The organism is Bradyrhizobium sp. WBAH42 (genome assembly GCF_024585265.1).
Lineage (GTDB): Bacteria > Pseudomonadota > Alphaproteobacteria > Rhizobiales > Xanthobacteraceae > Bradyrhizobium.
Genome location: NZ_CP036533.1, coordinates 6,414,637 through 6,432,904 on the forward strand (window position 1 = coordinate 6,414,637; position 18,268 = coordinate 6,432,904).

16 protein-coding genes are annotated in these 18,268 nt (G+C 64.8%); 3 read left to right on the forward strand and 13 right to left on the reverse strand.

The genetic code is table 11. From position 1 onward, the window contains the following. Positions 1 to 147: 147 nt before the first annotated feature. The 4 genes from DCG74_RS30325 to thiD all read right to left on the reverse strand — a co-directional run bounded on the left by DCG74_RS30325 (position 148) and on the right by thiD (position 4,258). Entirely contained in the window at positions 148 to 1,131 is a 984-nt protein-coding gene (locus tag DCG74_RS30325) for a threonine/serine dehydratase (protein WP_172785279.1), read from the reverse strand. Between the two features lie 157 nt (positions 1,132 to 1,288). Next, positions 1,289 to 2,332, reverse strand: a complete 1,044-nt coding sequence (locus tag DCG74_RS30330) for a glycosyltransferase family 1 protein (protein ID WP_172785280.1) — start codon at positions 2,330 to 2,332, stop codon at positions 1,289 to 1,291. After that, the gene (locus DCG74_RS30335) at positions 2,332 to 3,144 is read right to left on the reverse strand and encodes a UDP-2,3-diacylglucosamine diphosphatase (RefSeq protein ID WP_172785281.1); all 813 of its coding nucleotides are present in this window, start codon (positions 3,142 to 3,144) and stop codon (positions 2,332 to 2,334) included. Before DCG74_RS30335 ends, DCG74_RS30330 begins: the two co-directional genes overlap by 1 nt. Before the next feature lie 313 nt (positions 3,145 to 3,457). Further along, complete coding sequence (gene thiD / locus DCG74_RS30340) at positions 3,458 to 4,258, reverse strand: bifunctional hydroxymethylpyrimidine kinase/phosphomethylpyrimidine kinase (protein ID WP_172785282.1); 801 nt, start codon at positions 4,256 to 4,258, stop codon at positions 3,458 to 3,460. Positions 4,259 to 4,610: 352 nt separating this feature from the next. Between thiD and DCG74_RS30345 the strand changes: the two genes are divergently transcribed. Next, on the forward strand, positions 4,611 to 6,536 hold the full coding sequence (locus DCG74_RS30345) for a PAS domain-containing sensor histidine kinase (RefSeq protein WP_246708803.1): 1,926 nt from the start codon (positions 4,611 to 4,613) through the stop codon (positions 6,534 to 6,536). A gap of 96 nt (positions 6,537 to 6,632) precedes the next feature. Next, entirely contained in the window at positions 6,633 to 6,878 is a 246-nt protein-coding gene (locus tag DCG74_RS30350; protein ID WP_018642903.1) for an Lrp/AsnC family transcriptional regulator, read from the forward strand. A gap of 38 nt (positions 6,879 to 6,916) precedes the next feature. Here the strand turns inward: DCG74_RS30350 and DCG74_RS30355 are convergent, their stop codons facing one another. Further along, complete coding sequence (locus DCG74_RS30355; RefSeq protein WP_172785283.1) at positions 6,917 to 7,840, reverse strand: cytochrome c; 924 nt, start codon at positions 7,838 to 7,840, stop codon at positions 6,917 to 6,919. 148 nt (positions 7,841 to 7,988) lie between these two features. On the opposite strand from DCG74_RS30355, the gene DCG74_RS30360 reads away from it, so the two are divergent. Then, positions 7,989 to 8,408, forward strand: coding sequence for a CHRD domain-containing protein (locus DCG74_RS30360; RefSeq protein ID WP_172785284.1), 420 nt, complete (start codon positions 7,989 to 7,991; stop codon positions 8,406 to 8,408). 87 nt (positions 8,409 to 8,495) lie between these two features. Here DCG74_RS30360 and DCG74_RS30365 read toward each other — a convergent pair whose 3' ends face one another. The 8 genes from DCG74_RS30365 to DCG74_RS30400 all read right to left on the reverse strand — a co-directional run bounded on the left by DCG74_RS30365 (position 8,496) and on the right by DCG74_RS30400 (position 18,261). Next, positions 8,496 to 9,779 (reverse strand): cystathionine gamma-synthase family protein, encoded by a 1,284-nt coding sequence (locus DCG74_RS30365; protein WP_172785285.1) that lies wholly within the window; start codon positions 9,777 to 9,779, stop codon positions 8,496 to 8,498. Between the two features lie 241 nt (positions 9,780 to 10,020). Continuing rightward, positions 10,021 to 10,470 carry a cytochrome c gene (locus DCG74_RS30370; RefSeq protein ID WP_172785286.1) on the reverse strand — a complete coding sequence of 150 codons (450 nt, stop codon included), beginning with the start codon at positions 10,468 to 10,470 and terminating at the stop codon, positions 10,021 to 10,023. Between the two features lie 126 nt (positions 10,471 to 10,596). Continuing rightward, entirely contained in the window at positions 10,597 to 12,906 is a 2,310-nt protein-coding gene (locus DCG74_RS30375; protein ID WP_172785287.1) for a xanthine dehydrogenase family protein molybdopterin-binding subunit, read from the reverse strand. A gap of 59 nt (positions 12,907 to 12,965) precedes the next feature. Continuing rightward, positions 12,966 to 13,265 carry a putative quinol monooxygenase gene (locus tag DCG74_RS30380; RefSeq protein ID WP_172785288.1) on the reverse strand — a complete coding sequence of 100 codons (300 nt, stop codon included), beginning with the start codon at positions 13,263 to 13,265 and terminating at the stop codon, positions 12,966 to 12,968. 116 nt (positions 13,266 to 13,381) lie between these two features. Beyond that, positions 13,382 to 13,819: a DUF1127 domain-containing protein gene (locus tag DCG74_RS30385; RefSeq protein ID WP_246708804.1), complete on the reverse strand. Its 438-nt coding sequence runs from the start codon at positions 13,817 to 13,819 to the stop codon at positions 13,382 to 13,384. 987 nt (positions 13,820 to 14,806) lie between these two features. Next, positions 14,807 to 15,259 carry a DoxX family protein gene (locus DCG74_RS30390; protein WP_172785289.1) on the reverse strand — a complete coding sequence of 151 codons (453 nt, stop codon included), beginning with the start codon at positions 15,257 to 15,259 and terminating at the stop codon, positions 14,807 to 14,809. 131 nt (positions 15,260 to 15,390) lie between these two features. Continuing rightward, positions 15,391 to 16,920: a murein biosynthesis integral membrane protein MurJ gene (murJ, locus tag DCG74_RS30395; RefSeq protein WP_172785290.1), complete on the reverse strand. Its 1,530-nt coding sequence runs from the start codon at positions 16,918 to 16,920 to the stop codon at positions 15,391 to 15,393. Positions 16,921 to 17,109: 189 nt separating this feature from the next. Continuing rightward, positions 17,110 to 18,261 (reverse strand): DegT/DnrJ/EryC1/StrS aminotransferase family protein, encoded by a 1,152-nt coding sequence (locus DCG74_RS30400; protein WP_172785291.1) that lies wholly within the window; start codon positions 18,259 to 18,261, stop codon positions 17,110 to 17,112. Positions 18,262 to 18,268 lie beyond the last annotated feature (7 nt).

Consider the following 18,268-nt stretch of genomic DNA (forward strand, 5'->3'; position numbering starts at 1 on the left):
TCCCGCAAGCGGGAGAGGTTGCACTGAGCAAGCGGAAAGTTCGATCCTCAAGATCGACAGAAACACAGAAGGGGCAGAGCGGCGACGCTCTGCCCCTTCTTCATATTAGTTCCTCTAATTCCGGGATGCGCCGTGAGGAGGAGGCGATCAGGCCACCAGCTCGGCGAACAGGTCCGCGTCGACATTGCCGCCTGACAGCACGATGACGACGTTCCTCCCCGTCACGTCCAGGCGTCCGGCGAGCAGCGCGGCAAGACCCACCGCGCCGCCGGGCTCCACCACGAGCTTCAGCTCGCGATAGGCGAAGGCGACGGCCGCGCCGACTTCGGCATCGGAAGCCGTGACGCCGCGCGCGAGCAGCTTGCTGTTGATCGCAAACGTCATCTCGCCCGGCATCAGCGCCATCAGCGCATCGCAGATGGTGCGGCCAGCCGGCGGATGCGGCTCGCGATGGCCGGCGGTCAGGGAGATGCCGTGGTCGTCGAAGGCCTCAGGCTCGGCGACCACGATCTCGGCTTGCGGATAGCGCGCCTTCACGGCCGTGGCAACGCCCGCGATCAGGCCGCCGCCGGAGGCCGGCGCCACCACGATGTCGGGGCTGAGGCCGAGCGTTGCCATGTCCTCGGCAATCTCGCGGCCGGCGGTGCCCTGCCCTGCGATCACGAAGGGATCGTCGTAGGGTTTGACCAGCGTCGCGTCACGCTTCTCGGCGATGCCGCGCGAGATCGCCTCGCGGTCGTCCTTGTCGCGGTCGTACAGCACGACTTCGGCGCCGTAGGATTTGGTGCGCTCGCGCTTCGACAGCGGGGCATCCGCCGGCATCACGATGGTCGCCTGCATGTCGAGGATCTTTGCCGCCGCCGCCACGCCCTGCGCGTGGTTGCCGGAGGAGAACGCGACGACCCCGCCGGCGCGCTTGTCCTGCGGGATCGAGAACACCTTGTTGAAGGCACCGCGGAACTTGAACGAGCCGGTGCGCTGGAGCATCTCCGGTTTCAGAAACACCTTGGCACCGACGCGCTCGTTGAGCACGGGGAAGGACAACAGCGGGGTGCGGATGGCGTAAGGCGCGATCACGCGCGCCGCGGCGTCGATGTCGGCAGGGCCGACCGGAAGGAGCTGTTCGGTCATGGCGGAATGTTATCGCGGCCGATCAGGCCCGGGCAAGACACCTCCGCGCGATGATTTCCCCCACAGCGTTTTAGGCGAAGTGGCTACCGGTTCGCGTGAAGAAAACGCGTCAAAACAAGAATCTAGAGCCATTTCGATCCATCGGATCGAGATCGCTCTAGGCCACGAACCGCGGCTGTTCCGCGCCGGCCCTGCCGGGCAATACCGCCCCGACCGCCAAAATGCTGTCGATGAAGACCCGCGCCGAGGCTTCCCAAGTGTACTTGGCGGCAAACGCGACGCAATCCTGCCGGGAGATGTCGAGCGCGGCGAAGCAGGCGCTGCGCAGATCGTGATCAAGCGCGCCGACCGGCGCATCGCCTATCACGTCGCGGGGTCCCTTCACCGGGAAAGCCGCGACCGGCAGACCACTCGCCAGCGCCTCCAGCAGCACCAGGCCGAAGGTGTCGGTCTTGCTCGGGAACACGAACACGTCGGCGGCGGCATAGATATCGGCCAGTTCCTCGCCGTGCTTCTCGCCGAGGAAGATCGCATCGGGATAGGCCTCTTCGAGCGCGGCGCGCGCCGGGCCGTCGCCGACAATCACCTTGGTGCCGGGCAGGTCGAGGTCGAGGAAGGCCTCGAGATTCTTCTCCACCGCGACGCGGCCGACCGACAGGAACACCGGCGCCGGCAGACAGAGATCGACTGCGCGGGGGTGGAACAGGCCGGTGTCGACACCGCGCGGCCACAGCACGACATTGTCGAAGCCGCGCTCGGTCAGTTCGCGGGCGAGCGCCGGCGTCGCCGCCATCACCGCGCGGCTGGGCGCATGGAAACGGCGCAGCGCCCGCCAGATCAGCGAGCCCGGGACCGGCACGCGGGCGCGGACATATTCGGGGAAACGGGTGTGGAAGCTGGTTGTGAACGGCAGCTTGCGCTGACGGCAATAGCGCCGGACCATCAAGCCGATCGGCCCTTCGGTCGCGATGTGGATGCTGTCGGGCCGCGCCTCCTCGATCAGCCTTGCGATCCGGGCCGGGCGCGGCATGGCGAGGCGCACGTCGCGATAGCTCGGCATGGCGAAGGTGCGGAACGATTGAGGCGTCAGGAACGTGAACTCGACGCCGAGCTCTTTGGCAGCGTCAGCGAGCTTGGTCAGCGTCCGAACCACACCGTTGACTTGCGGGTGCCAGGCGTCGGTCGCGACCAGGATGCGCATCAGGCCGCCCTTGCCGCGACCTGTGGCACCTGCGCGGGCTTCTGCAACTGATCCGCCCAGGTGATGATCTCGAAATGGCCGTCGTCATGCTCGACCAGGGCGGTGCAGCTCTCCACCCAGTCGCCGCAATTCATGTAGCGGATGCCGGCCTCGTCGCGGATCACGGCGTAGTGGATGTGGCCGCAGATCACGCCGTCGGCCTCGTGACGCCGTGCCTCGGCGGCGAGCGCCTGCTCGAACGCGCCGATATAGTTGACGGCGTTCTTGACCTTCTGCTTGGCCCATTGCGACAGCGACCAATAAGGCACGCCGAACAGGCGGCGAAAGAAGTTGACGAAGCGATTCATCTGGATCGCGAAGTCGTAGGCCTTGTCGCCGAGATGGGCGAGCCAGCGCGCGTTCTGCACCACGAGATCGAAGATGTCGCCGTGAATGACGAGATAGCGCTTGCCGTCGACGCCGGTGTGAACCGTGTTCTCGACCACGTCGATGCCGCCGAAATGCGTGCCGTAATAGTTGCGCAGGAACTCGTCGTGATTGCCGGGAATGTAGATGACCTTGGCGCCCTTGCGCGCCTTGCGCAAAAGCTTCTGGACGAGGTCGTTATGCGATTGCGGCCAGTGCCAGCTCGATTTCAGCGCCCAGCCGTCGACGATGTCGCCGACGAGATAGATCGTGTCGGCATCATGGTAGCGCAGGAAGTCGAGCAGAAGATCGGCTTGAGAACCGCGGGCTCCGAGATGGACGTCGGAGATGAACAACGTGCGAAAGCGCCGCTCCGGGCTCTCGTCACTCACATCGTAACTTCCCATGCGCCAGCCTGTAACAATGTCCCGTGACAGGGGGATGACCGATTGAACCCTCGAGGCACCTTGAAATACGAATCACGCCTTGCCTCGCCCTCCCCGCGAATATCAGTCGCATGCGACAATCAGGCGACATCGCGCCGCAGGGGGCTCTGGAGATCAGATCCCGGCCGGAAGCCAGGTAGGTGCGCTCCCTCCCCACTTGCGGGGAAGGGCTGGGGAGAGGGTGCTTCCGTAATGGGACAATCCCCAAGAGGAGAAAGGCCCTCGGCGCGACCTCTCCCGCAAGCGCAAGCGGGAGAGGCGAAGCAAGCCCGCCTCAGTAGAACTTGTGGAAATGATGGATCGGCCCGTGGCCGTGGCCGACGCTGAAGCGGTCGGCGGCGGCGATCGCGGCGCTGATCCATGCCTTGGCGTTGCGCACGGCGGCCTCGAGGTCCTCGCCCTTGGCCAGCCCCGCCGCGATGGCGGAGGACAGCGAGCAGCCGGTGCCGTGGGTGTTGCGGGTGGCCACGCGCGGCGCGGCGAGCGCGATCGTGGTCGCGGCAGTGACGAGATAGTCGGTGCTCTCGGCACCCTCTCCGTGCCCGCCCTTGATCAGGACGGCGCGGCAGCCCAGCGCCAGCAGGCGGCGTCCCTGGCTTTCGATCTCGGCCTCGCTCGCCGCCACCGGCTCATCGAGCAGGGCCGCGGCCTCCGGCAGGTTCGGCGTGATCACGGCAGCCAGCCGCATCAGCCTGGTGCGCAGGGCGTCGACGGCTTCAGCGGCGAGCAGGCGATCGCCGGAGGTCGCCACCATGACGGGATCGAGCACGACGTGCCGCGGTGCCCAGCGCGACAGCGCGGCCGCGATGGCGTCGATGCTGGCGGCCTGGGCCACCATGCCGATCTTCACCGCACCGATGTCGAGGTCGGAGAACACCGCGTCGATCTGCTCGGTGACGAACCCGGCCGGCACCGCGTGAATGCCGGTCACGCCGCGCGTGTTCTGCGCCGTTAGCGCCGTGATCACGGAGGCGCCGTAGACGCCGAGCGCGGCAAAGGTCTTCAGGTCCGCCTGGATGCCGGCGCCGCCGCTCGAATCGGAACCGGCGATGGTGAGTGCGACCGGGGTCGTCATCGCGGGGGACATGTGCTTGAGGACGCCGCCATGGCCTGTCCTAGCGCGACCGCGGAACGCCAGCAAGCGCGCCGAATCGCCGCCGAGCGTGATTCGCGAATCAATTGCGCCTTGCGAATCAGTCGGACACGGCGCGGTCAAAGGCCCGCAATGATGCGGGCTTGAAAATGCAACGGCGCCGGACCCTTGGTATAGTTGTGTACCTTAACGTGCTTCGCCGGTCAGGCGAGACGTCAGGTGGTGGAACCGTCCGACGACCCGATCTTGCAGGTCGCCCGGCCCGCAAGCCATCTGAAAAGACTCTTGGGGTGGAATGATGTGGGCCTTCTTCGAACGTCTCCTCGACTCGTCCATGCTGTCGCCGCACGGCATCTGCCTGTTGTGGGAGCCTGAGCTGATCTGGCTTCACGTCGTTTCCGACGCCTGCATTGCCGCCGCCTATTTCTCGATCCCGTTCGCCCTCGCCATCCTCGTCACCAAGCGGCGCGACCTCAAGTTCGGCTGGGTCTTCTGGGCGTTCGCGATCTTCATCATGGCCTGCGGCCTGACTCACGTGCTGTCGATCTACACGCTCTGGGTTCCGGTCTACGGCATCGAGGGCATGGTCAAGGCCGCCACCGCGGTCGCCTCGGTCTTCACCGCCGCCGCACTCTGGCCGTTGCTGCCGAAGATCCTGACAATCCCCTCGCCGTTCGAGCTGCGACAGGTCCAGGCCGCGCTCGAGGAGGAGGAAATCAAGAGCCGTGACGCCGCGCTGCTGCTGCAGCAGGTCCGCGATGCCCAGCGCGCGATGCGCGAGAGCGTGGCGCGCCTCACCGCGATCGTCGAGACCGCCGTCGACGGCGTCATCCTGTTCGATGCGCAGGACCGCATCCTGCTGTTCAATCCGGCCTGCGAGCGCTTGTTCGGCTACCGCGCCGACGAGGTGATGAACCGCAACGTCGGCATGCTGATGCCCGAGGCGGATGCGGCGCGGCATTTCGCGATAGGCGGCGAGGCCATCGGCCTGCGCAAGGACGGCACGACGTTTGCGATGGACCTCTCGGTCGGCCAGGCGCGGCAGGACGGCGAATTGATCTTCGTCGGCATCGTCCACGACCTCACCGGGCGCAAGCTGACCGAGCAGCAGCTCCAGCAGGCGCAGAAGATGGAGATGGTCGGCCAGCTCTCCGGCGGCATCGCGCACGACTTCAACAATCTGCTGACCGTCATCATCGGCAATGCCGAGCACCTGAGCGAGCAGCTCAAGGCGAGGCCGGACCTCAAGCGCTTTGCCGAGGACATCTGCCAATCGGGCGAACAGGGCGCCGAGCTGACGCAGCGCCTGCTCGCCTTCAGCCGCCGCCAATTGCTGCGGCCTCAGACGATCGATTGCCGCAGCCTGCTCGATTCCATGTTCAAGCTGCTCAAGCGCACCTTGCGCGAAGACATCGAGATCAGGACGAGCTCCGGGCCCGGCACGGTCCTGGCCTTTGCCGACCGCGCCCAGCTCGAATCCGCCGTGCTGAATCTTGCGCTCAATGCGCAGGATGCCATGCCATCGGGAGGCCACCTCACGCTGGCCACTGAGCTGGTCACGATCGACGATGATCGCGCCCTTCACCCGGAGGTCGCGCCCGGCAGCTACGCCCTGATCTCGGTCACCGATGACGGCGAAGGCATGACGCCCGAGATCACCGCACGCGCTTTCGAGCCGTTCTTCACCACCAAGGAGGTCGGCAAGGGTTCGGGCCTCGGCCTCAGCATGGTCTATGGCTTTGCCAAGCAATCGGGCGGCCATGTCTCGATCTACAGCGAGGCAGGTCTTGGAACCACGGTCCGGATCTACCTGCCGCGCGCGAACACCGGCGGGTCGCAGGCCGATCTTCCCGACGGCGAGGACACGGCGCCGCGAGGCTACGAGACGATCCTGATCGTCGAGGACGATCCGTTCGTCCGCTCCTCCGTCATTCGCAGGGTGGAAGCGCTCGGATATCGCGTCGTTGCCGCGGTCAACGGCAAGGATGCCCTGCAGCAGCTGCAGGGCGATCCCGGCATCGACTTGCTGTTCACCGATATCGTGATGCCCGGCGGCATGAGCGGCTGGGACCTCGCCGATCAGGCGCGGCGGCTGCGTCCCGGCCTGCCGGTCCTGTTCACCTCGGGCTACGCGCTGGAGACCCTGGTCGCCCAGGGCCACGCGCGGCCGCAATCGATCGTGCTGACCAAGCCCTATCGCAAGGTCGAGCTCGCCCAGCGGCTCAGGGATGCATTGGCCGCAGCGGTGGTCCCATCCTAGACTTGCGAATGCGCCGCGCAGGAGCCGCAAGCTGGCTTGCTAAATCCGGCCGGTTTTGGCCTATTAGCCGCCAGATCCGCTTTCGGAGTGCCCGCGATGGTTCCTTTCTTCGTCCAAATCAAATGCAAGCTCGGCCAGTCCTATACGGTGGCCAATGCGCTTGCCGAAGCCGAGATCGCCTCCGAGATCTATTCCACGGCCGGCCAATACGACCTCCTGGTGAAGTTCTACGTCGACAAGGATACCGACATCGGCCATTTCGTGAATGAGAAGGTGCAGGTGCTGCCGGGCATCCAGGACACCCTCACCATCATCACCTTCAAGGCGTTCGGCACCGGCTAGAGCATGCGCCTAACAACGGCCGAAGCGCGCCGGCAGCGCTAGCCGCCCTCCTTGCGTTTGGGCGGTGTCGGTCCCTGCACCGGCGGCAGCGACTTCAGATACGCGGCCATCGCGGCGCGGTCTTCCGCGGTCAGTTGCGCCAGATTCTTGATCACCGGCCGCATCGCACCCGAAGCGCTGTCGCCCTCGGGCATGTCGCCGGTCTCGAGAAAATCCGCGATATCCTTCTCGCTCCAGCTGCCGATGCCCTGCTGCGTGATGTTGGGCACCCAGCCCTCACCTTCCGGATTGGGCCCACCGGCAAAGCGCTGGCCGGCGATGATGCCGCCGAGCGCATTGCGCGGGCTGTGGCATTCGGCGCAATGGCCGAAACCGTTCACGAGATAGGCCCCGCGATTCCATTGCGGCGAGCGCGCGGCGTCCGCGACGAACGGCGCGGTGTCCATGAACAGCAGTTTCCAGATGCCGACATTGCGGCGAATGTTGAACGGAAACGGCAGCGCGTGGTCGCGCACTCTGCCGGACACCGGCGGCAGCGTCTTCAGGTAGGCAAAGAGGTCGCGAACGTCGTCGATGCTTGCCAGATGATAGGACGTGTAGGGAAACGCGGGGAAATAGTGCGCGCCCGCGGGCGAGATGCCGCGCAACACGGCGTTGACGAAATCAGCCTCGCTCCAGCGGCCGATTCCGTCGGCCGGATCGGGGGAAATGTTGGGCGCGTAGAACGTCCCGAACGGCGAGCCCAGCGCCAGCCCGCCGCCGAGCCGCAGGCGATCGGGCTGATTGGGGATGGCGTGACAGGACGAGCAGCCGCCGGCGTTGAACAGCTCCTGCCCGTTGGCAAGATCCGGGCTCCGTGTCGGCGCCGGCAAGGCCAGCGCGGCCGGGGCGGTCAACCACCAATAGAGGCCGAACGCCGCGGCGGCGGCGATCAGGGCGGCAAGAAGCATTCGTCGCAGCATTCGATCATTCCATCGTGAGCGCGCGAACTTAAGGGTCATGCCGCGCCCGATCCAACCACGAATATTTTAGACGGTCCGGCTGTAATGCCGGAATAAACCGCATGACCAACTGTTTGAAGAGCAATCAGGCCTGAACAGGGAGAGACCCATGACCAAAGCCGTTTTTGCCACACTGGCACTCGGAGCTGCCGTTGCGTTCGCCGCCCCGGCCAGCGCGGAAAAACTGAAGGCGACGCTGGACGGCAAATCCGAAGTCCCTGCCAACACCAGCAGCGCCACCGGAACGGCCGATCTGGACTACGACGCTGCCAGCAAGAAGCTGTCCTGGACCGTCACCTATTCCGGCCTCTCGGGCCCCGCCACCGCCGCGCATTTCCACGGGCCTGCCGAAGCCGGCAAGAACGCCGGCGTCGCCGTCGCGATCCCGAATGCCGCCTCGAGCCCGGTCAAGGGCGAAGCGACGCTCACCGAAGCGCAGGCCGCCGATCTGCTCGGCGGCAAGTACTACATCAACATCCACACCGCGGCGAACCCGGGCGGCGAGATCCGCGGTCAGGTGACGAAGTAAAGCGAAAACGCAGGCTTCGTCGCGGAAAGGCCGGACGCAAGGAGGGAGCGTTCGGCCTTTTCGATTCGGGGCGAGAACCTGCCTCGCTCAAGCCGCGTTCAGCGCCTGCGCGAGGTCGGCGATCAGGTCCGACGGGTTCTCGATGCCGATCGAGAGCCGGATCGTGGAATCGAGCACGCCGATTTTCCGGCGGATGTCGGCGGGAACGCCGGAATGGGTCATCGTCGCCGGCAGGCTTGCGAGCGATTCCGTGCCGCCGAGACTCACCGCCAGCTTGAGAATCTGCAGCGCGTTGAGGAATTTCACCGCCGCCTCCTTGCCGCCGACGATGTCGAACGAGAAGGTCGACCCCGCGCCGAGGCATTGCCGCGCGAACACACGCCCCGATGGCGAGGCCTCTTCGTGATGACCGAGGTAATGGACCTTGGCGACCTTCGGGTGGTCGCGCAAAAAGTCCGCCACCAGCCGCGCATTCGCATCGGCTTTCTCCATCCGCAGGCTGAGCGTCTCGAGCGAGCGGTTGATCATCCAGCAGGAATGCGGATCGAGCTGGGTGCCGATGGCGCCGCGCAGCGCCTTGATGCCCTTCATGATCGCTTTCGATCCGAGCGCGGCGCCCGCGATCAGGTCGGAATGGCCACCGACATACTTGGTCAGCGAATACAGCGACAGGTCCGCGCCGTGCTCGATGGGCCGCTGAAACACCGGCCCGAGCAGCGTGTTGTCGCAGGCGATGATCGGCGTGTGTCCCTGCGCCTTGCCGATGGCATCGGCGGTGCGGCGGATCATTGCGACGTCGACGAGGCCGTTGGTCGGATTGGCGGGCGTCTCGATCAGGATCATCGAAACCCGCCCCTTGCCCATGGCCTCCTCCGAGGCCTGCTTGACCGCCGTCTCGTCGATTCCGTCGGCAAAGCCGACGGCGCCGATCGACAGGCGCGCGAGCGTGTTCGTCAGCAAGGTCTCCGTCCCGCCATAGAGCGGCTGCGAGTGCAGGATGACATCGCCGGGGCGAACGAAGGCCAGGATCGTGGTTGCGATGGCCGCCATGCCGGACGAGAACAGCGCGCAACTCTCGGTTCGCTCGTAGATCGCGAGCCTGTCCTCGACGATCTCGCTGTTGGGATGATTGAAGCGAGAATAGACCAGGCCCGCGCCCATGCCTTCCGGCGGCTCGCGCCGACCGGCGACGTAGTCGAAGAAGTCCTGCCCGTCCTCGGCGGTCTTGAACACGAAGGTGGAGGTCAGGAACACCGGCGGCTTAATGGCGCCCTCCGACAATTGCGGGTCATAGCCATAGGTCAGCATCAAGGTTTCCGGATGCAGCATATGATTGCCGATATGGGTCTTCGACGGGAACGGTTTTGCCATGGCCTGTCTCGCTGTTGACTATGGTGCTCGCCGCGCGCTGGAACTCCCTGATGTCCTGAGAGTGTCGGGAGGAGGATGCGTCGACTCGTGTGAGCGCACGGCGCGTTGCCACAAAGATAGCTGCTCTGAGAGCAATCCGTCAGGCCTTGCGGACAGAATTACTGCCTCGCTGCGGCTCGCGGCTACGCAAAAAGGCGGCTGCCTTCGCAACCGCCCCCTTCACTGCTTCCTCGTCGCCCCGTTATTTCAACTTCAACCGATAGGTTTCGTGACAATCATTGCAGCGGTCGTTGATCGCCGTGTAGGCCGCCTTCAGGCTCGCGACATTGGTGATCTTGCCTTTGACGTCGGCGATCGCCTTCTGCACCGGCGGGATCTTGGAATCGAAATCGGCCTTGTTCTGCCAGACCTTCGGCGAGGAGCCGTAGGACGCATTCACGACGTCCTGCTTGGGATTGACCTCGAAGGTCTTGGCGATCTTGGCGACGTCCGCCTCCAGGTTGGCAATCGCCTCGTCGACGGTCTTCTGGTTGTAGGGAATGTCGCCCTTGGACATCTTCTGAATGACCGAGTACAGGCTCTTTGCCTGCGAGCGCATCAGATTGTCCTGCTGGACGGCAATCTCCTGTTGCGCCATGACGGCGCCCGCGCCCAGCACGAGGACGCCCGCGACAATCATCGTCCGTTTCATTGGTTCGTTTCTCCGGCTCTCGAGACGTTCAGGGAATGAGACGTCACCGGCTTCTCGTGAACCCGGGACCCATCATGGGTAGAACCCCGCGCGGCGCGTTTATTCCCGTGCGCGCGGAGAGCGGCTTCACAAGCTGTGGCGGCGGTGGTGCTCGTTGATGGCGATCCACACCCGCTCGGGCGTTGCCGGCATGTCGATGTGGTCGATCTTGTATTCGCGCCAGAGCGCGTCGACGATGGCATTGACGACGGCCGGACAGGAGCCAATCGCGCCGGCCTCGCCGGCCCCCTTCACGCCCATGGGATTGGTCTTGCAGGGCACGTTGTGGGTTTCGAACACGAAGGCAGGCCCATCCGCCGCGCGCGGCAGCGCATAGTCCATGAAGGTCGCGGTGATGAGCTGGCCGTCGGTCGGTCCATACACCACCTGCTCCATCAAGGCCTGGCCGATGCCCTGCATGGCGCCGCCATGCACCTGGCCGGCCAGGAGCAGCGGGTTGAGCGTCTTGCCGAAATCGTCGACGATCACGTAGTTGACGATTTTGATGATGCCGGTGGCTGGATCGATCTCGACCTCCGCGACATGGGTGCCGTTGGGATAGGTGCCGTCGGCGCTGGCAAAGGTCGCGCTGCCGTTCAGCTTCGACGGATCGACCCCGGGCCGCTTGGTGAGATCGGCGAACGAGATCGCACGATCGGTGCCGGCAATGCGGATGATGCCATCGGTGATCTCTAAGTCGCCGGCGCTTGCTTCGAGCGCCTGCGCCGCGATCTCCTTCAGCTTTTGCCCGAGCTCGCGCGTGGCGCGCTCGACGCTGACGCCGCCTGACGGAATCGAAGCCGACCCGCCGGTGCCGAGGCCGGTCGCGATCTCGTCGGTATCGCCCTGGCGAACATGCACACGCTCGGGCACCAGGCCGAACTGCTCGGCGACGATCTGCGCGTAGGCAGTCTGATGGCCCTGCCCGCTCGATTGCGTGCCGATCAGCACGGTGACGTCGCCATTGGCATCGAGCCGCACATTGGCGGTCTCCTCACCCATCACGCCGCAGATCTCGACATAGCTCGCAAGCCCAATGCCGCGGATCAGGCCGCCCTTCTTGGCGAGCTTGGCGCGCTTGGGAAATTCCTTCCACTCCGCGATCTCCATCGCGCGCTTCAGATGCGCGGCGAAGTCGCCGGAATCGTAGACCTTCCCGGTCGCGGTCTTGTAGGGCAGCGCCTTCGGCGGGATGAAATTCTTGCGGCGGATGGCATCCGGCGTCATGTCGAGCTTTCGCGCGCAGGCATCGACGAGGCGCTCGATGACATAGGCGGCTTCGGGCCGGCCCGCGCCACGATAGGCATCGACAGGCACGCTGTGGGTGAAGATGGTGCGCACCCGGCAATGGAAGGCCTGGATGTCGTAAAGGCCCGGCAGCATGCCCGCGCCGCCATGCGGGATGTAGGGCCCGAAGGTCGACAGATACGCGCCCATGTCGCCCATGAGGTCGCAATCCATGGCGAGGAACTTGCCGTCTTCAGCCAGCGCCATCTTGGCGGTGGTGACGTTGTCGCGGCCCTGCGCATCGCCCATGAAATGCTCGGAGCGATCGGCTGCCCACTTCACCGCCTTCTTCAGCTTACGCGCAGCGACGGCCATCAAGGCGTATTCCCGGTACGGAAACAGCTTTGTGCCGAACCCGCCGCCGACGTCGGGACAGATCACCCGCATCTTGTCGGTGGGGATGTTGAGCACGTTCTGGCAGAGGATGTCGCGCAGGCGGTGGCTGCCCTGGCTGCCGACCGTCAGCGTCAGATGGTCGCGCTTGGAATCGTATTCGCACACCGCCGCGCGCGTCTCCAAGAAGCTTGCCACCACGCGCGGATTGACGATGGAGATCTCGGCGACGGCATGCGCCTTGGCAAAGGCCGCGTCCACCGCCGCCTTGTCGCCGATCGAGACGTCGAACAGCACGTTGCCGGGCTTGTCGGGCCAGACCTGCGGTGCGCCCTTCTTCACGGCGTTGACGACGCCGGTCACGGCGGGCAGTGGCGACCATTTGACCTCGATCGCCTCGATCGCGTCGCGGGCCTGGTCGATGGTCTCGGCAACCACGAAGGCGACGGCATCGCCGACATGTCGCACCTCGTCCTGGGCGAGGATCGGGTAAGGCGGGCCGGTGAACGGATCGGTCTCGAGATTGAACAGGCAGGGCAGATTGCCGAGATCCCCAACGTCATCAGCCGTCAGGATCAGCGCAACGCCCGGCAGGCCGCGGGCCCGGCTCGCATCGATGGTGTATTTGGCATGCGCATGCGGCGAGCGCAGCACCAGGCAGCGGAGCGCGGCCTGCGGCGCGTAATCATCGGTATAGCGGCCCTTGCCGCGGATGAGCGCGTCATCCTCCTTGCGCAGCACGCTTTGGCCAACGCCGAACTTGATGGGAGCCGCCATTTTATCTTCCCGTTCTCATGGTTGTTTTGTGGGCATATTGCCGTGGAAAAACTGGCGCGTCAAAGCCCGGCCATCCTGGCGGCGTCGTAGATCTCGATGGTCGTCGGCTCCGAGACGAGCGATTGCAGCGCACGGACAAAGTCGCGCGAGGCCGGAACCGCAAAGTGCGCGAGCAGCGCAGCGCGATCGGCCCACTGCTCGACGAACACGAATTTGAGGGGGTTCTCGCAATCGACATGCACCGCATGCGAGATGCAGCCGGGCTCGGCGCGCGAGCGTTGGACGTGTTCGAGGCTTAGTCTCCGGACCTCGTCGATCGAGTCCTGCCTTGCGATTGCGCTGCCGGTCACCAGGATCATGTCGCCTCCCCGTCCGCTCAGTGGAGTGTCCCATGGACCCGGTCGGGGAGTCCAGCCGAGCGACGGGGATCACGGCAGACGCTTTCGGGTGACCGACGCCTGGAATTGGCGATCACTCACATCCCGCCCCGGCTCATCAGATAGCTCGTACGATCTCTGAGCGTATCGATCGCCCGCCCAGCTGTGAGATGGTCGATCTCGGCGCGCGTCAGGCCGATGTCCATCAGCGCCCTGTCACTCAGGTCCCGCAAGCTGACCCGCGGATGCAGGAGCCACTCCCCAAACGCATGCCAATATCGACTGGGCAGGTCCAGGAGGCTTTGCGCCGGCGCGGCTGCGGCTGCTTCCCTCCCCGACAAGGCATGGCCCGGCGGTGCAACGGACACGTTGAGGCGAGCCGCTGCCGCCAGGACCTCGTCCATGGCCTCCTTCGCCAGCGCAATGGATCGGTCGAGGCGAAGCACCGCGGCATCGTGCTCGGCCTCGGATGAGATCTTCGACAGTTGTGGTGGCATCGGACGCTCCTGCTGTGAGCCGGCAAGGAGCGTGGCCAAACAAAAGGCCCCGTCCGATGCCGGCGGGGCCTGGTGGAAAAGATGTCGTCGAGATCCTAGCGCACGACTCCTCCCACCGCCCAGCCGAAGCGGGTGATGTGGTTGCAGGAGACTTTGCGCGACGATTTGATCATGAGCGACTCCTACCACGGCAATCGCGCAAAATCAAGAGATGCATGGAGATCGATTGCATCCTGAAGGCGAACCCCCACGCCGGCCAATTCGTCTTTCCAACTAATGCGACGAAGGAGGTTAGCCGCAACAGCGCATAAGGGACCAGCCCCGCGAAGAGCGCTTGAGGCGCGCGATCGTTCAGAGCGGCGACTGACCGAAAGGCGATAGGATGACCCGTGATATGCGATATGCACGTCCGCTCATTATGTAGGTAACTCTGTCCTATAGCTGACGTTAGGCGCCGCGCATAACGGCGGGCACGATAGCTCGTTGCCCTCAATTCGCTGCTTCCGCGACGCATGGTGAGCTAACGCGCTTCCGAGCATTTCGGCGGCTTGCCACTTTCTGGAGGGCTTGTCGCACGGCTCCCGTTCGGCCACACTCGTCGCATTTCAAGTAATTGTTTGGAAGGGTGACCTCATGCCCGAAGCATTGGAAAGCCTTTTGTGGTGTGCCGCGCTTGCGACGTGGCTGATGCTCTTCTCCAGGATCCTGGGTGAACACCTCAAGCCCGTCTCGAAACACCTCGGCCATCTGATCGCGGTTGCTTTCAGACTCAGGACGAAGTGACGCAAAACGGCCTCGGCGCGGCTTGGCAGCTGTCAAACTGGCAGAACTGCTCGTCACGTTGTTGCTGGCGTGAAGCGAACGGACCAGGCGCGCGCATCCTGCGGCCGCAATGTTTCGTGACTCAGCGGGTACGGTGACGCTGCTAGAGCATGATCCGGAAAAGTGTGCAGCGGTTTTCCGAGAAGACCATGCTCAAACAATAACCTAAAGCGCGATGACGATTCTTCCTAATCGCATCGCGCTTTAGCGTCCCACCCTCCGGTCGAGGGAGAACCGGCCTCCTCCGGTGACCAGGATCAACAGAGCGCCTCCCATGATGGAGATGTTCTTCAAGAAGTGATTGTACTGGCCAATCTGTTGCGGACCAGCGGGATACTCCCAGTAACGATGTCCAATTGCAGTGGCCGCCAATACGAACAGAAACGTCAAAATTGCGCAGTAGCGCGTGCCGATGCCGAGTATCAAGCCAACCGATATCACGATTTCCAGCACGACGTTGATCGCCGTGAGCAGCTGGGGCACCGGGAGGTTCAGCGACCGAAAATAACTCACCGAGCCACTGAAGTTGGTGAGTGCTCCATAGGCGCTTCCAACGAAGACCCATGCAAGCAGGACACGGCCGATGAGGATGAGCAGGTCGGCGTTGCTGGTGGCGAACTCGTCGATCCGCGTGGACCAGGGTGAGCGGAATGGCATGGTAGTTGCCTCGTCTCCTGAGCAGGGCACCCGAATATCGGAAAATCGTATCACGATCGGCCGACCTTATGAAGGATTCCGGTCGCCGGTCCGTGTGAGGCAGCGGTAAATGGATAAATCTGGATGCGATCCTAGCCGCGCACCAGCGAGACCAGCCAGCTGCCGCCGAACAGCACGAGGATTGCGAGCGCGTAGACGATCGTGCCGCCGACGGCCAGCACGGCCAGCGTCGCTTCGTCCCGGAAGGCGTGCACCGAGGCAAGAGCGGCCGGGCTGAAGCGCGCAATCAGCCAGAACGCCGCGGCGAGGATCAATCCGATCAGCAGGAATTTGGCGAGCGACAACAGCCAGGCGCGGTCCAGCACGAGGAAGCCGCGCCGAACAGCGAAGAAGAGCACCAGCAGGAGATTGGTCCAGACGCCGATGGCGGTGGCGAGCGCAAGGCCGATCTGCGCGAGCGATCCCATCAACGCGACCTTGAGCGCGACGTTGACGGCGATGCCGGTCAGCGACGCCCGCACCGGCGTCGCGGTGTCCTTGCGGGCATAGAAGGTCGCAACCGCACTGCGGATCAATACGAAGGGGATGAGGCCGATGGCATAGGCCGCGAGCGTGGCGCCGGCGGCGGCGGCATCGGCCTTGGAGAACGCGCCGCGGGCGAACAGCGCGCGCATGATCGCGTCGGGCACGGTGAGAAACGCTGCGACGAACGGCACCGAGAACAGCAGCGTGAAATCGAAGGCGCGGCGCTGTGCCTTCAGCGCGCCGTCGTGGTCGTTCGCCGTGATCCGTCGCGACATCTCCGGCAGCAGCACCGTGCCGATAGCGATGCCGATGACGCCGATCGGCAGCTGGTTGAGCCGGTCGGCGTAATAGAGCGCCGACAGCGCGCCGGCCGGCAGGAAGGTCGCGATGATGGTGTCGGCGAACAGCGCGACCTGCGTGCCCATCGAGCCCAGCGTCGCAGGTCCCAACGCCCTAAAGAATCCGCGAACGTCCTCGTCGAGCTTGAGCGGCGCAAAGCGCGGCAGGCCGCCATGGCGGGCGAGATCGCCGGCGAGCAGGAAATATTGCAGGAAGCCGGAGATCAGCACGCCCCAGGCGGCGGCATGGCCCGCGGTCGGAAACCAGACGGCAACCGCCAACGTCATCATCATCGCGACGTTGAGAAAGATCGAGGCGGCCGCGGCGCTGGCGAAGCGCTGCATCACGTTGAGCATGCCGCCATAGAGCGTCACCAGCGTGATCAGCAGGAGATAAGGAAAAGTGATCCGGGTCAGCTCGATCGCGAGCTTGCGCTGCTCGGCATCCTCGGAAAAGCCCGGCGCCAAAATGCTCATGGCCTGCGGCATGAACAGCCAGGCGAGGATCAGCAGCACCACCTGCGAGGCCAGGAGCAGCGTGAAGATGCGGTCGGCGAACAGCTTTGCCGCCGCTTCGCCCTTCTCGCCATGGACATGGGCATAGGCCGGCACCCAGGCGGCGTTGAAGGCGCCCTCGGCGAAGATCGCGCGGAAATGGTTGGGCAGCCGCAGCGCCACGAAAAAGGCGTCGGCCACCGGGCCGGCGCCGAGGATCGCCGCGAGCATGATGTCGCGGGCAAACCCCGTCAGCCGCGACAGCAGCGTGTAACCACCGACCGTGAAGATGCGTCCGAGCATGCGGACTCTTCTAGAGCATGTCAGGAATAGGTCTAGGTGCAAACCGCGGCGGAAGTCAGCTCCCTCCCCCGCTTGCGGGGGAGGGTTGGGGAGAGGGTGTCTCCGCAAGCGAGAGCCCCCAAGAGGAAAGAGCCCTCACCCGGCGCTACGCGCCGACCTCTCCCGCAAGCGGGAGAGGTGAAAACAAGATCAACTCGCCAGAGCGCCCTGCACGGCGGCGATGATTCGCTCCTGGTCGGCTTCGGTCAAATAGGCATGCATCGGCAGGCTGATGACGTCCTGCGACAGGCTCTCGCAACCCGGCAGGCCGCCCTCGGCGACCGGATATTGCTTGTAGGCGGTCTGCTGATGCATCGACTTGCCGTAATAGATCGCGGTCGGCACGCCCTGGGCCTTCAGCGCGGCGGCAAAGCCGTCGCGGTCGGTCCCCTTGGGCAGACGGATGGTGTACTGCGCCCAGACCGAGGTGTTGCCGGGCGCAAGGCGCGGCACGGTGACGACATTGGACAGGCCGCGCGCATAGCGCTCGGCGACCTTGTTGCGGGCGGCGATCTCGTCGTCAAAGATCTTCAGCTTCTCGATCAGGACCGCGGCCTGCATGGTGTCGAGCCGGCCGGTGAGGCCGAGACGGACATTGTCGTATTTGTCGACGCCCTGCCCGTGCACGCGGATGCTGCGCAAGGTGGCAGCGAGCTCGTCGTCATCGGTGAAGATCGCGCCACCGTCGCCGAAGCAGCCGAGCGGCTTTGCCGGGAAGAAGCTGGTCGCAGTGGCGTGCCCGAGCGTTCCGAGCTTGCGGCCCTTGTAGCTTGCGCCAAAGCCTTGCGCGGCGTCGTCGAGCACGAACAGGCCTTCGGCCCTGGCGATCTCGGCGATGGCGTCGTGATCGGCGGGCTGGCCGAACAAATCGACCGGAATCACCGCGACCGGCTTGAGACCAGCCTTGCGGGCGGTGGCGATGCCCCGCTTGAGCGATTCAGGGCTCATGTTGAAGGTGGTCTCGTCGACGTCGACATAAACCGGCGTCGCGCCGGTCCGCGCCACCGGCGAGGCCGTTGCGATGAAGGTGAAGGACGGACACAGCACGGCATCGCCGGGCCCGACATTCCTGGCCATCATCACCATCAGGATCGCATCGGTGCCGCTGGCGCAGCCGATCACATGCTTGGCGCCAGCGTAGGCCGCGAGCTGCTTCTCGAGCTCGAAGACTTCAGGGCCGTTGACGAACTGGCAATGGTCCATCACGCGCTTGACGGCGGCATCGAGCGAGGCGCCGAGCCGGCGGCGCTGCGAGGCGACGTCGATGAAGGGAATGGGTTCGGAACGCAGATGCTGGTTCATGACCTGA